The organism is Burkholderia sp. 3C, assembly GCF_054589155.1.
On record NZ_BAAILN010000092.1, the window covers coordinates 457,731 to 471,700 of the forward strand.

Sequence of the window (13,970 nt, forward strand, 5' to 3'; positions counted from 1 at the left end):
CGGCCGCGCCCTGCCCGCCGCCGATGCACATCGTCACCACCACGTACTTCGCGCCGCGCCGCTTGCCCTCGATCAGCGCGTGGCCGGTCAGCCGCGCGCCCGACACGCCGTACGGATGGCCGACCGCGATCGCGCCGCCGTTCACGTTGAGCCGGTCCGCCGGGATGCCGAGCGTGTCCTGGCAATACAGCACCTGCACCGCGAACGCCTCGTTCAGCTCCCACAGATCGATGTCGGAAACCTTCAGGCCCGCCTTCTTGAGCAGCTTCGGCACCGCGTACACCGGGCCGATGCCCATTTCGTCGGGCTCGCAACCGGCCACCGCGAAGCCGCGGAAGATGCCGAGCGGCGTCAGCCCCTCGCGCTCGGCCAGCTTGGCGTCCATCACCACGCAGGCCGACGCGCCGTCCGAGAACTGGCTCGCGTTGCCGGCCGTGATCACGCCGCCGGGCACAGCCGAGCGGATCTTCGCGACGCCGTCGAGCGTGGTGTCGGCGCGGATGCCTTCATCGGCCGACAGCGTCACCTCGCGCGTGAACAGCCGGCCGGTGGCCTTGTCGGCGACGCCCGCCAGCACCGTGATCGGCACGATCTCGGCATCGAAGCGCCCGGCCTCGCGCGCGGCCGCCGCGCGCAGTTGCGACTGCACGCCGTATTCGTCCTGCCGTGCCTTGGCGATGCCGTAGCGCTTGGCGACGTTCTCGGCCGTCTGCAGCATGTTCCAGTAGATCTCGGGCTTGTGCTCGCGCAGCCAGCCTTCCTGGAGCATGTGGTGGTTCATCTCGTTCTGCACGCACGAGATCGATTCCACGCCGCCCGCCACGAACACCTCGCCTTCGCCCGCGATCACGCGTTGCGCGGCCAGTGCGATGGTCTGCAATCCCGACGAACAGAAGCGGTTGACGGTCATGCCCGGCACCGATACCGGCAAGCCGGCGCGCAGCGCGATCTGGCGCGCGATGTTGGCGCCGGTCGCGCCTTCGGGGTTCGCGCAGCCCATCAGCACGTCCTCGACGCGCGCGGGATCGAGCTTCGCGCGTTCGACGGCGGCGGCCACCACATGGCCGCCGAGCGTCGCGCCGTGCGTCATGTTGAGCGCGCCGCGCCACGATTTGGCCAGCGCGGTGCGGGCGGTGGATACGATTACGGCTTCGGTCATGCCTGTCTCCGGGTAGGAATGGCTTGCAGCGCGATGACGCTGCGTTGAATTGGCATCGGGCTATGTGAAAGCGCGCTCAGACGCGCACCGCCTCCGACTGCACGCGCGCCACGCCGGCGGCGTCGAGTTCGCGCCAGGCGCGCTCGAGCGAGCCGTTCAGGTCGATGGCGCGGCACGCGTCCTCGATCACGGCGGCCTCGAAGCCGGCCGCGCGCGCGTCGAGCGCCGACCACGCCACGCAGTAATCGGTCGCGAGGCCGCAGCACCACACGCGCTTCGCGCCGAGCGCGTGCAGATAGCCGGCCAGCCCGGTCGGCGTCGCACGATCGGCTTCGACGAACGCCGAATAGCTGTCGACCGAAGCATCCAGCCCCTTGCGGATCACGAGCCGCGCCTGCGGCACGTCGAGATCGCGATGCAGTGCCGCGCCCGGCGTGTCCTGCACGCAGTGCACCGGCCACAGCACCTGCTCGCCGTACGGCAGCGCGAGCATCGAGAACGGCTCACGCCCCGGGTGGTTGGCCGCGAACGACACATGCGCGCGCGGGTGCCAATCCTGCGTGATCACCACCTGCTCGAAACGCCGGGCGAGCCGGTTGACGACCGGCACCACGGCATCGCCGTCGGTCACCGCCAGCGCGCCGCCCGGCATGAAATCGTTCTGCACGTCGATCACGAGCAGCACGTCGTCGGTTCGCATCATCGCTTCGCTCCTCAACCGTTGAAGCCCTTGCCGCTCGCGGCCAGCGCCGCAATGGACGACGCCGGTTGCCACGCGTCGCCGTTCGCGCCGGCCGCGTAGCGGCGCATCGCGCGCTCGACGTTGTAGAGGCCGACCGTGTCGGCGTACAGCATCGGGCCACCGCGCCAGAGCGGGAAGCCATAGCCGGTCAGATAGACCATGTCGATGTCGGACGCCTTCGAGGCGATGCCTTCCTCGAGAATCTTCGCGCCCTCGTTGACTAGCGCATACACGAGCCGCTCGACGATCTCCTCGTCGGCGATCGCGCGGCGCTCAACGCCGGCTTGCTTCGAATACGCGAGCACGAGTTCGTCGACCAGCTTCGACGGTTTCGCGCGCCGCTCGCCCGGTTGGTAGTCGTACCAGCCCGCGCCGGTCTTCTGGCCGAAACGGCCCTGCTCGCACAGCCGGTCGGCGATCTTCGAATAGTGCAGATCGGGCTGCTCGACGTAACGGCGCTTGCGGATCGCCCAGCCGATATCGTTGCCGGCCAGGTCGCTCATGCGAAACGGCCCCATCGCGAAGCCGAACGCCTCGATCGCGCGGTCGACCTGCGCGGGCAACGCACCCTCCTCCAGCATGAACAGCGCCTGGCGGATGTACTGCTCGATCATGCGGTTGCCGATGAAGCCATCACACACGCCCGACACCACGGCCGTCTTGCGGATCTTCTTGGCGACCTGCATGACGGTGGCCAGCACGTCCTTGGCGGTTTGCGCGCCGCGCACCACTTCGAGCAGCTTCATGACGTTGGCCGGGCTGAAGAAGTGCAGGCCGACCACGTCCTGCGGACGCTGCGTGAACGCGGCAATCCTGTTCACGTCGAGCGTCGAGGTGTTCGAGGCCAGGATCGCGCCGGGCTTGGCCACCGCGTCGAGTTGACGGAACACCTGCTCCTTCACACCCAGTTCCTCGAACACGGCCTCGACGATCAGGTCGGCGTCCTTCAGGTCGTCATAGGCGAGCGTCGGCGCGATCAGCGCCATGCGCGCTTCGAGCTTCGCCTCGCTGAGCTTGCCCTTCCTGACCTGCGCCTCGTAGTTCTTGCGGATCGTCGCCAGCCCGCGATCGAGCGCGTCCTGCTGCGTTTCGAGCAGCGTGACGGGCAGCCCCGCATTCAGGAAATTCATGGTGATGCCGCCGCCCATCGTGCCCGCGCCGATCACGCCGACCCGGCGGATCTCGCGCACGGGCGTATCGGCCGGCACGTCGGGAATCTTGCTCGCGGCGCGCTCGCCGAAGAACGCGTGACGCAGCGCGCGGCTTTCGGGCGTCTGCACCAGCGCGACGAAGCCCTCGCGCTCGTCGATCAGGCCTCGATCGAAGCCATGCAGCACGCCCGATTCGATCGCGTCGATGCACTTGTGCGGCGCCGGGTAGTTCGGCGCGGCGGCCTTCGCGCTGTTGCGCGCGAACTGGATGAAGCCGGCCGCGTTCGGATGCTCGATCGTGCGGTCGCGCACGCGCGGATGCGGGCCGGGCTGCGCGCCGACGCGCTGCGCGAATGCCACGGCCGCGTCGAGCAAGTCGCCCTCGGCCAGTTCGTCGAACAGGCCGCTTTGAGCCAGTTGCTCGGACGGCACCGGCGCGCCCGACACGATCATGTTCAGCGCCGTTTCGAGGCCCACCGCGCGCGGCAGCCGCTGCGTGCCGCCCGCGCCGGGCAACAGGCCGATCTTGACCTCGGGCAGCGCCACCTGGGTGCCGGGCGCGGCGATCCGGTAATGCGCGCCGAGCGCCAGCTCCAGCCCGCCGCCCATCACCACGCTGTGCACGGCGGCCACCACCGGCTTGGCGCTGGCCTCGACCGCCGCAATGGTGGTGTGCAGGTTCGGCTCCTGCAACGCCTTCGGCGTATTGAATTCGGTGATGTCGGCGCCGCCCGAGAACGCGCGCCCCGCGCCGGTCAGCACGATCGCCTTGACGGCCGGATCGGCCAGCGCGCGATCGAGGCCCGCCATCAGGCCGGCGCGCGTCGAATAGCCGAGCCCGTTGACGGGCGGATTGTTGAGCGTAAGGACGGCGACGCCGTCGCGAGTCGTGTAATCCACTGCCATCTGCCTGCCTCCATGCGGTTACGCGGGCCGTTGCGGCGGCGCGTCGTCAGCGTTGACGGTCATTGTGCGCGCACGGCGGCACCGCCGCACGCGAGCAAACCGGAGCAGCATACCCAGAAAAGCACGATCGTTCAATTGAGAGATAAGCGGGGGGGCGAAACCTGGAATACGGGCGCGAGCAGGCCCGCCAACCAGGGTGGGAACGCAAAGCCGGGCGGCGGCCGGCCAGCCCTACCGCCCGCCCGCGCCCGTTCAGGACTGCGCCGGACGCATCGGCAGCGGCTCCATCGGGCAATCGATCGCGTCGACGCCGGGCAGCACGTGATCGCGAAACATCTCGCGCAGCTTCAGCTTCTGCAGCTTGCCGGTGGCCGTATGCGGCAGCGCATCGACGAACACCACGTCGTCGGGCACCCACCATTTCGCGACCTTGCCGTCGTAAAAGCGGATCAGCTCGTCGCGCGTGACCGTCATGCCAGCGCGCGGCACCACCACCAGCAACGGCCGCTCGGTCCATTTCGGATGCGCGCAGGCGATGCAGGCCGCCTCGGCCACGGCCGGGTGCGCCACCGCCACGTTCTCCAGGTCGATCGAGCTGATCCATTCGCCGCCCGACTTGATGACATCCTTGCTGCGGTCGGTGATGTGCAGGAAGCCGTCCGGGTCGATGGTCGCCACGTCGCCGGTCGGGAACCAGCCGTCGACGAGTGGCGAGGCAGCGCCGTCCGCGCCGAAATACTGCTCGATGACCCACGGCCCGCGCACCTGCAATTCGCCGAACGCCACGCCGTCCCACGGCAGCGGCTGGCCGTCGTCGCCGACGATCCGCATGTCCACGCCATAGATCACGCGCCCCTGCTTTTCGAGCGAATGGCGGCGCGCGGCCTGGTCGCGCTGCGATTGCGCCCAGGTCAGCCGCGCCAGCGTGCCGAGCGGCGACATCTCCGTCATGCCCCACGCGTGGATCACCTGCACGCCGTAATCGTCCTCGAACGCGCGCAGCATGGCCGGCGGGCAGGCCGAGCCGCCGATCACGGTGCGCGCCATGGTCGTGAAGCGCGCGCCGGTTTCCCGCAAATGGTTCAGCAGGCCGAGCCAGACCGTCGGCACGCCGGCCGAACAGGTCACGCGCTCGCGTTCCATCAGTTCGTAGAGCGACTTGCCGTCGAGATCCTTGCCCGGCAGCACGAGCTTGGCGCCGGTCAGCGGCACCGCGTACGGCAGGCCCCAGGCGTTGACGTGGAACATCGGCACGACCGGCAGCACCGCATCGAGCGCCGACAGCCCCATCGCGTCGGGCAGCGCGGCGGCATAGGCGTGCAGCACCGTCGAGCGGTGCGAATAGAGCGCGCCCTTCGGATGGCCGGTGGTGCCCGACGTGTAGCAGAGCGAGGACGCCTGGCGCTCGTCGAGCAGCGGCCAGTCGTAGCGGCCATCCTCGGCGGCCAGAAGCGTTTCGTACGCGAGCAGCGCAACCGATGTTTGCGGCAAATGCGCCTCGTCGGTCATCGCGATCCAGCCGCGCACGTTCGGGCAAAGCGGTGCGAGCCGCTCCACGAGCGGCGCGAAGCTGATGTCGAACAGCACAAATTGATCGTCGGCGTGATTGACGATATAGACGAGTTGCTCGGGAAACAGGCGCGGATTGATCGTATGGCAGACGGCGCCCATCCCGCTGATGCCGTAATAGGCCTCCAGATGGCGATAGCCGTTCCAGGCCAGCGTGCCAACCCGCTCGCCGGGCGCCACGCCGGCCCGCAGCAGCGCCTGCGCCAACTGCCTGGCGCGCCGCTCGCAGTCGCGATAGGTGTAACGGTGGATATCACCCTCGACGCGCCGCGAAACGATCTCGGCGTCGCCCATATGACGCGCGGCGTGCGCGATCAGCGACGACACCAGCAGCGGCACGTCCATCATCTGGCCCAGCAAGGGCGGGTTCTGCGTCATGCTCATCGTCCAGCTCTCCCGGTTGGATCCGACTTCGACAGGTGTCTCCCTCGCCGCAAGCGGCCCGCGCGGCGCGGAATTACAATATCGGCTTGTGTCGTGCCGTTCAACTTGTCGTTATCCAGAAGCGAACCCCATTTGGCTGCCACTCTCCCCGATCTCGCCGCCTCGCTCGCCGCCCCGCGCGACGACGCGTTCCTCTCGCTCGGCCCCGCGTTCCTGACGCGCCTGCCCGCCGCGCCGCTGCCCGAGCCCTACGTGGTGGGCTTCTCGAGCGAGGTGGCGCGCGAACTCGGCCTCGACCCCGCGATCCGCGATCTGCCGGGCTTCGCCGCGCTGTTGAGCGGCAACCCCACCCGCGACTGGCCTGCCGAGGCGATGCCGTACGCCACCGTCTATTCCGGGCACCAGTTCGGCGTGTGGGCCGGCCAGCTCGGCGACGGCCGCGCGCTGACGGTGGGCGAGATCGAGCATGACGGCCGCCGCTTCGAGTTGCAGCTCAAGGGCGCGGGCCGCACCCCGTATTCGCGGATGGGCGACGGTCGCGCCGTGCTGCGCTCGTCGATCCGCGAGTTCCTGTGCTCGGAAGCGATGCACCACCTCGGCATCCCCACCACGCGCGCGCTGGCCGTGACCGGCTCGGATCAAACCGTGATCCGCGAAACCGTCGAAACGGCCGCCGTGGTCACGCGCGTGGCCGAGAGCTTCGTGCGCTTCGGCCATTTCGAGCATTGGTTCTCGAACGACCGGCCCGATCTGCTCAAGCAACTGGCCGATCAGGTCATCGACCGCTTCTACCCGGCCTGCCGCGACACCGAGGACCCGTACCTCGCGTTGCTCGACGCCGTGATGCAGCGCACGGCGGCGATGGTCGCGCAATGGCAGGCGGTGGGCTTCTGCCACGGCGTGATGAACACCGACAACATGTCGATCCTCGGCCTGACGCTCGATTACGGCCCGTTCGGCTTCGTCGACGGCTTCGACGCGAACCACATCTGCAATCACACCGATCAGCAGGGCCGCTACGCATACCGCATGCAGCCGCGCATTTCGCACTGGAACTGCTTCTGCCTCGCGCAGGCGCTGCTGCCGCTGATCGGCCAGCAACGCACCGATCTCGACGACGACCCGCGCACCGAACGCGCCGTGGAAGACGCGCAGGCCGTGCTGTCGCGCTTCCCCGAAACCTTCGGCCCGGCGCTCGAAGGCGCGATGCGCGCCAAGCTCGGCCTCGCGCTCGAACTGGAAGGCGACGCTGCGCTGGCCAACCAGTTGCTCGAAATCATGAACGGCAGCCGCGCCGATTTCACGCTGACGTTCCGCCGCCTCGCGCAGCTCTCGAAGCACGATGCGTCGAACGACGCGCCGGTGCGCGACCTGTTCATCGACCGCGCCGCGTTCGACGGCTGGGCCGAGCAATACCGCGCGCGGCTGGCCGCCGAAACGCGCGACGACGCCGAACGCGCCGCCGCGATGAACCGCGTCAATCCGAAATACGTGCTGCGCAACCATCTCGCCGAAACGGCGATCCGTCGCGCCGCCGAGAAGGACTATTCCGAAGTCGAGCGGCTCGCAAAGATCCTGCGCCGCCCGTTCGACGAGCAGCCCGAGCACGAGGCCTACGCCGCGCTGCCGCCGGACTGGGCGACCTCGCTCGAAGTGAGCTGTTCGTCCTGACGCCGCCGCGCCCCGCATCCCCTGGAGAAACACCACCATGTCCCACGATCACCACGACCGCGACTACCCGTACCAGAAGGACGACGCCGACCTGCGCGAGCGCCTCACGCCGATGCAGTACGAAGTGACGCAGCACGCCGCCACCGAGCGGGCGTTCACCGGCGAATACACCGATGTCGAGGACGCCGGCATCTATCACTGCGTGGTTTGCGACACGCCGCTGTTCGAATCGGGCGCGAAGTTCCATTCCGGCTGCGGCTGGCCCAGCTACTTCAAGCCGCTCAACGGCGAGGTGATCGAGGAGAAGACCGACCGCACCCACGGCATGGTCCGCGTGGAGGTGCGTTGCAATCATTGCGGCGCGCACCTGGGCCACGTGTTCGAGGACGGCCCGCGCGACAAGACCGGCCTGCGCTACTGCATCAATTCGGCTGCGTTAAACTTCGAGCCTGACGCCGGCAATTGATGCAACGCAGCACGCCGCCTTCCGCGGCGCGTTACGTTTGCCTGCCGGCGAAACCCGCCGCACGGGCCGCCATCGCGATGGCCTGGCGCGGCGCAGCCCCATAACGGTGGCGCAGCCCGGCCATCCGGCGCCCGGCGCGTCACCCAGCCCCGATCACCATGAAATTCCTGTTCGATCTGTTTCCGATCATCCTGTTTTTCGTTGCCTTCAAGGTCTGGGGCATTTTCACCGCGACGGCCGTGGCCATCGTCGCAACGCTGTTGCAGGTCGCCTGGTCGGCCTACCGTCACAAGAAGGTCGACACGATGCTGTGGGTCAGCCTCGGCGTGATCGTCGTGTTCGGCGGCGCCACGCTCGTGCTGCACAACGAGAAGTTCATCCAGTGGAAGCCCACCGTGCTGTACTGGCTGTTCGCCGTGATCCTGATCGGCGCGCGCTACCTGTTCGGCCGCAACCTGATCGAGAAGATGATGGGCAAGCAACTGACGCTGCCGCATCCGATCTGGGACAAGCTCAACATCGCGTGGGGGCTGTTCTTCGTCGTGCTCGGCGTGGCGAACCTCTACGTGGTCGATCACTACACGCCGTCGCAGTGGGTCAACTTCAAGCTGTTCGGCACCACCGGCGCGATGTTCGTGTTCATCATCCTGCAGAGCCTGTGGCTCGCGAAATACCTTAAAGAAGACGAATGACGATGTCCGACGCATTTCTCGACGCGACGCCCGACGGGCGCATCGCGCAAATCGAGGCCCGGCTCACCGCCGCCCTCGCCCCCGAATCGCTGCAGATCAGCGACGACAGCGCGCAGCACGCCGGTCACGCGGGTGCCGCAGCCGGCGGGCACTATACGGTCACGATCGTGGCTGCCGCGTTCGCCGGCAAGTCGCGCGTGGCGCGACATCGGCTGGTGTATGATGCGCTCGCTGATGCGATGCAGCGCGGCATTCACGCGCTCGCGATCGTGGCCTACGCGCCCGATGAGTTCAACGTCTCCTCACATTAAGTCTCACTAGGAATTGTTCCCGATGATCCTGAAATCTCCCCGCCTGTGGGTTGCGGCGGCCGCCTTTGTCGCCGCACCGGCTTTTGCTCAAAACGTTGCCGTCGTGAACGGCTCGCCGATCCCGAAAGCGCGCGTCGACGCGATGGTCGCGCAACTTGTCCAGCAAGGTCAGCAGGATTCCGACCAGCTGCGCAAGATGGTGAGCCAGGAGCTGGTCAATCGAGAAATCCTCATGCAGGAAGCGCTGAAGGAAGGCGTGCCGAACCAGCCCGACGTGAAGCAGCAAGTGGCGATCGCCCAGCAGACCGTGGTGCTGCGCGCGCTGATCGAGAATTTCGTCAAGCAGAACAAGCCGAGCGACGCCGAGGTCAAGGCGCAGTACGACCAACTGGCCAAGAGCGCGGCCGGCAGCGAATACCACCTGCATCACATCCTGGTCGACAACGAGCAGCAGGCCAAGGATCTGATCGCGAAGATCAAGGGCGGCGCGAACTTCGAGGATCTGGCCAAGCAGTTCTCGAAGGACCCGGGTTCCGCGAAGAACGGCGGCGATCTGGATTGGGCGGACCCGAAGTCGTTCGTGCCGGAATTCGCCAACGCGGCCCAGCATCTGCAGAAGGGCCAAATGACCGATACGCCGGTCAAGACGCAGTTCGGCTGGCACATCATCCGCGTCGACGATATCCGCGCGATCGCCCCGCCGCCGTTCGAACAGGTCAAGGCGCAACTGGCGCAGCAGATCGTGCAGCAGAAGCTGCAGGCGTTCGAAGAGAAGCTGCGCGCGCAAGCGAAGATTCAGTAACGCACGATGGCCGGCGCGATGCCGGCCTCGCGGTGAATCCGGATGCCGCCCCTCGGGGCGGCATTTTTCATGGGGCGTCGTTGAACCGTAGCGTGAATCCGGCCTGGGCGTAGTGAGCGACACGCCGACCACACCAGCGGGCGAAGAATCGGCGCGCCCGCCCGCCTTGACTCAAGCCGCCATCGCTTCCCGCAACCGAAACGCCGCCACCGCTTCCCTCAACCCTTGCGCCTGATCGGCCAGCGCATGCGCCGCCGCCGACGCCTGCTCCACCAGCGCCGCATTCTGCTGCGTCACCTCGTCGAGCTGCGTCACCGCCAGATTCACCTGCGCGATCCCGGTCGATTGCTCGCCGGCCGCGCCCGAAATCTCGCCGACGATATCCGTCACGCGCTGCACCGAACCGATGATCCGGTCGATGATCTCGCCCGCGCTAGCCACTTGCGACGAGCCGGCCGCCACGCGCTCGGTGGATTGCGCGATCAGCGTCTTGATCTCGCGCGCCGCCGCGGCCGAACGCTGCGCCAGCGTGCGTACTTCGCCCGCCACCACCGCGAAGCCGCGCCCCTGCTCGCCCGCGCGCGCCGCTTCCACGGCGGCATTCAGCGCCAGGATGTTGGTCTGGAACGCGATGCCGTCGATCATGCCGATGATCTCGACGACCTTGTTCGAGCTGTCCGCAATCGACTGCATCGTGCCGATCACGTCGCGCATCACCGCGCCGCCTTGCGTGGCCGTCTGCGCGGCGGCGCCGGCCAGCTCGGACGCCTGCCGCGCGTTCTCGGCGCTGGTCTTCACGGTCGCCGTCAGTTGCTCCATGCTCGCGGCCGTCTGTTCGAGCGACGCGGCCTGCTCCTCGGTGCGCTGCGACAGGTTCAGGTTGCCGGCCGCGATCTGCGCACTCGCGGCAGCCACGCCGACGGCGTTGTGGCGCACGTCGCTGACCACGCGTGCGAGGCTGGCCTGCATCTGCGCGAGCGCGGCCAGCAGCTTGGCCGTTTCGTCGTCGCCGTGCGCGTGCAGGTCCGTCGACAGGTCGCCATCCGCCACGTCGCGCGCGAACGCCACGGCGCGATGCAGCGGCCGCGTCACGGCCCGGCCGAACACGATCCCGCCCGCCAGCCCCAACACGAACACGAGCGCTGCGATCACAGCGCTGACGACAGTAGCGCGCTGCGCTTCGGTGGCCGCGTCGGCCGCGATGCGGGCGTTGTCGGCGGCGATCAATTGCGCGGCCTGGTCGAGCAGCGTCGACGGCGCGCGATCCACGCCGGCCACCACCGCGTCGCCTGCGGCCGGATCTTCGCCGGCCGCCTTGAACGCCTCGAAGCCCTTCCGGTAGCCCTTGCCCATCTCGGCATGCGCTGCCGCAAACTGCGTGACGAGCGTGCGCGCCTCGCCGTCGGGCAACTTCGCCTCGAGCCTGGCCGCCGAATCGGCAACGGCGGCTTCGCGTTTCTGGAACGCGCTCCAGTAACGGTCGAGCTTGTCCGGATCCTTGCCGCGCAGCAGCGTGTCCTTCCACTCCTGCACCTGAAGCTTGAACGCCACGAGCGTCGCGGACACCATGCGCTCGTTCGCGGCGGCGTCCTGCACGCTGGTGCGATAGGTATCGATGGCGTCGTTGAGCGTGTGGATGCCGTAAAAGGCGCCGGCGGCCATCAACGTCAGAGAAAGGGAAAACGCGAGAGGAATCTTACGACTGAGCTTCATTGAGGATCTTTTGAAAGGTACTGTCGCATGGAGCATGCGAAGCCTCTGTTAACGGCCTGAAGCCGCCGCTTTGAAGGGGCGAAAACCGAGGCATAACTCTGACAAATCAATACCTTACTGAGACGACATGACTCGTTCATGTCGCTGAAAGCTCGAGGCCACGACTTCAAAGCAAAACGCCACCCCGAAGGGTGGCGTTTCTCAACTGCGGCGACGCAATCGGCAGGCGATGCTCAATCCTCAAGCTGCGACAGATCCCGCACCGCGCCCTTGTCCGCTGACATCACCAGCTTCGCGTACGCCTTCAGCGCCGCCGACACCTTGCGCGGACGCGGCAGCGCCGGCTTCCAGCCCTTCGCGTCCTGCTCGGCGCGACGCTTCGCCAGTTCTTCATCGCTGACCAGCACGTCGATCGTGCGGTTCGGGATGTCGATGCGAATGCGGTCGCCGTTGCGCACCAGGCCGATCGCGCCACCCGCTGCCGCTTCCGGCGAGCAATGACCGATCGACAGGCCCGACGTGCCGCCCGAGAACCGGCCGTCGGTCAGCAGCGCGCACGCCTTGCCCAGGCCCTTCGACTTGATGTAGCTGGTCGGGTAGAGCATTTCCTGCATGCCCGGGCCGCCCTTCGGGCCTTCGTAGCGCACCACCACCACGTCGCCGGCCTTGACCTGGTCGGCAAGGATGTTCTCGACCGCTTCGTCCTGCGACTCGACCACATGCGCCGGGCCTTCGAACACCAGGATCGATTCGTCCACGCCGGCCGTCTTCACGACGCAGCCGTTCAGCGCGATATTGCCGGTCAGCACGGCCAGGCCGCCTTCCTTGCTGAACGCGTGCTCATACGAGCGGATGCAGCCTTCGGCGCGGTCGAGATCGAGGCTCGGCCAGCGCGCGTCCTGGCTGAACGCCACCTGGGTGGGAATCCCGCCCGGGCCGGCCATGTAGAACTTCTTCACGGCCGCGTCGTCGGTCAGCACGATATCCCACTGCTTGAGGGCCGCGCCGAGCGTCGGAGCGTGCACGGTCGGCACGTCGGTGTGCAGCTTGCCGGCGCGTTCGAGCTCGCCGAGGATCGCCATGATGCCGCCGGCGCGATGCACATCCTCGATGTGGTACTTGTTGGTGTTCGGCGCAACCTTGCACAGCTGCGGCACGACGCGCGACAGGCGATCGATGTCGGCCATCGAGAAATCGATCTCGGCTTCCTGCGCGATCGCCAGCACGTGAAGAATCGTGTTGGTCGAACCGCCCATCGCGATGTCGAGCGTCATGGCGTTCTCGAACGCCTTGAAGCCGACCGAGCGCGGCAGCACGTTCTCGTCTTCCTGCTCGTAGTACTGGCGGGCCAGTTCGACGATGCGGCTGCCGGCGCGCTTGAACAGTTGTTCGCGATCGGCGTGCGTGGCGACCACCGTGCCGTTGCCCGGCAGCGACAGGCCCAGCGCCTCGGTCAGGCAGTTCATCGAGTTGGCGGTGAACATGCCCGAGCACGAACCGCAGGTCGGGCAGGCCGAGCGTTCGACTTCGGCCACGTCCTCGTCGCTGACCTTGCTGTCGGCGGCCATCACCATGGCGTCGATCAGGTCGAGCTTCTTGATCTGAATGGTGTTGGTGCCGGGCACGGCCAGCTTGGCCTTGCCGGCTTCCATCGGGCCGCCCGACACGAAGATCACCGGGATGTTCAGGCGCATCGCGGCCATCAGCATGCCGGGGGTGATCTTGTCGCAGTTCGAGATGCAGACCATCGCGTCGGCGCAGTGCGCGTTGACCATGTACTCGACCGAGTCGGCAATGATCTCGCGGCTCGGCAGCGAATACAGCATGCCGTCGTGGCCCATCGCGATGCCGTCGTCGACGGCGATGGTGTTGAATTCCTTGGCGACGCCGCCGGCGGCTTCGATTTCACGCGCGACCAGTTGGCCGAGGTCCTTCAGGTGGACGTGGCCGGGCACGAATTGCGTGAACGAATTGACGACCGCGATGATCGGCTTCGAGAAATCTTCGTCCTTCATGCCGGTGGCGCGCCAGAGCGAGCGCGCGCCTGCCATGTTGCGGCCGGCGGTGGATGTTTTGGAACGGTATGCGGGCATTGTTGTGGTAGCGAAACAGAAAGTGACCGGGAAAACGGGGGTCGTGGCGAATGAGGCCTTTGGGCTCGCCGCGACGCACCGCTGCGCACCACAACAGGCGCCTTTTGAGCGCCCGCCGATGCAAACCTGAACGATTATGCCGCACCGTGCGCAGGCTTGCGCGCGATACGGCGGTGCGCTTTCAGGCGGCGATCGCGCTGCCGGAAGGCGCCGGCGCGATCGTCCGACGCGCCGAATTCGATCCAACCCACTGCATGGCGCGCGGCGCGGGCGGCCGGCTCGCCAGGGGCCGCCCCACCCTGCGCCGCGCG

The 13,970-nt window shown here is 67.5% G+C and carries 12 protein-coding genes; 6 read left to right on the plus strand and 6 right to left on the minus strand.

Translation table 11 applies throughout. The features are described 5' to 3' along the window. From ACYP33_RS18395 to ACYP33_RS18410, 4 genes are all read right to left on the minus strand, one after another. A partial coding sequence (locus ACYP33_RS18395; protein WP_459623156.1) for an acetyl-CoA C-acyltransferase occupies window positions 1–1,159 on the minus strand: 1,159 nt, incomplete at its 3' end. 76 nt (window positions 1,160–1,235) lie between these two features. After that, window positions 1,236–1,862 (minus strand): bifunctional nicotinamidase/pyrazinamidase, encoded by a 627-nt coding sequence (pncA, locus tag ACYP33_RS18400; protein ID WP_459623157.1) that lies wholly within the window; start codon window positions 1,860–1,862, stop codon window positions 1,236–1,238. Window positions 1,863–1,873: 11 nt separating this feature from the next. Continuing rightward, on the minus strand, window positions 1,874–3,958 hold the full coding sequence (locus ACYP33_RS18405; protein ID WP_459623159.1) for a 3-hydroxyacyl-CoA dehydrogenase NAD-binding domain-containing protein: 2,085 nt from the start codon (window positions 3,956–3,958) through the stop codon (window positions 1,874–1,876). A 252-nt stretch (window positions 3,959–4,210) separates the two neighbouring features. Continuing rightward, window positions 4,211–5,911, minus strand: a complete 1,701-nt coding sequence (locus ACYP33_RS18410) for a 3-(methylthio)propionyl-CoA ligase (RefSeq protein ID WP_459623160.1) — start codon at window positions 5,909–5,911, stop codon at window positions 4,211–4,213. A 105-nt stretch (window positions 5,912–6,016) separates the two neighbouring features. On the opposite strand from ACYP33_RS18410, the gene ACYP33_RS18415 reads away from it, so the two are divergent. From ACYP33_RS18415 to ACYP33_RS18435, 5 genes are all read left to right on the plus strand, one after another. Continuing rightward, window positions 6,017–7,582 carry a protein adenylyltransferase SelO gene (locus ACYP33_RS18415; RefSeq protein ID WP_459623162.1) on the plus strand — a complete coding sequence of 522 codons (1,566 nt, stop codon included), beginning with the start codon at window positions 6,017–6,019 and terminating at the stop codon, window positions 7,580–7,582. Window positions 7,583–7,619: 37 nt separating this feature from the next. Then, entirely contained in the window at window positions 7,620–8,048 is a 429-nt protein-coding gene (msrB, locus tag ACYP33_RS18420; RefSeq protein WP_414451739.1) for a peptide-methionine (R)-S-oxide reductase MsrB, read from the plus strand. A 158-nt stretch (window positions 8,049–8,206) separates the two neighbouring features. Beyond that, window positions 8,207–8,740, plus strand: coding sequence for a septation protein A (locus tag ACYP33_RS18425; protein ID WP_459623164.1), 534 nt, complete (start codon window positions 8,207–8,209; stop codon window positions 8,738–8,740). 2 nt (window positions 8,741–8,742) lie between these two features. Then, complete coding sequence (locus ACYP33_RS18430; RefSeq protein ID WP_414445508.1) at window positions 8,743–9,051, plus strand: BolA family protein; 309 nt, start codon at window positions 8,743–8,745, stop codon at window positions 9,049–9,051. A gap of 22 nt (window positions 9,052–9,073) precedes the next feature. Beyond that, on the plus strand, window positions 9,074–9,853 hold the full coding sequence (locus ACYP33_RS18435; protein ID WP_414445509.1) for a peptidylprolyl isomerase: 780 nt from the start codon (window positions 9,074–9,076) through the stop codon (window positions 9,851–9,853). Window positions 9,854–10,024: 171 nt separating this feature from the next. Here ACYP33_RS18435 and ACYP33_RS18440 read toward each other — a convergent pair whose 3' ends face one another. Both ACYP33_RS18440 and ilvD read right to left on the minus strand, forming a co-directional pair. Continuing rightward, window positions 10,025–11,566, minus strand: a complete 1,542-nt coding sequence (locus ACYP33_RS18440; protein ID WP_459623166.1) for a methyl-accepting chemotaxis protein — start codon at window positions 11,564–11,566, stop codon at window positions 10,025–10,027. Between the two features lie 233 nt (window positions 11,567–11,799). Then, window positions 11,800–13,659, minus strand: a complete 1,860-nt coding sequence (ilvD, locus tag ACYP33_RS18445) for a dihydroxy-acid dehydratase (RefSeq protein WP_414445510.1) — start codon at window positions 13,657–13,659, stop codon at window positions 11,800–11,802. On the opposite strand from ilvD, the gene ACYP33_RS18450 reads away from it, so the two are divergent. Next, on the plus strand, window positions 13,550–13,789 hold the full coding sequence (locus tag ACYP33_RS18450; protein WP_414452011.1) for a hypothetical protein: 240 nt from the start codon (window positions 13,550–13,552) through the stop codon (window positions 13,787–13,789). The genes ilvD and ACYP33_RS18450 overlap by 110 nt on opposite strands. Window positions 13,790–13,970 lie beyond the last annotated feature (181 nt).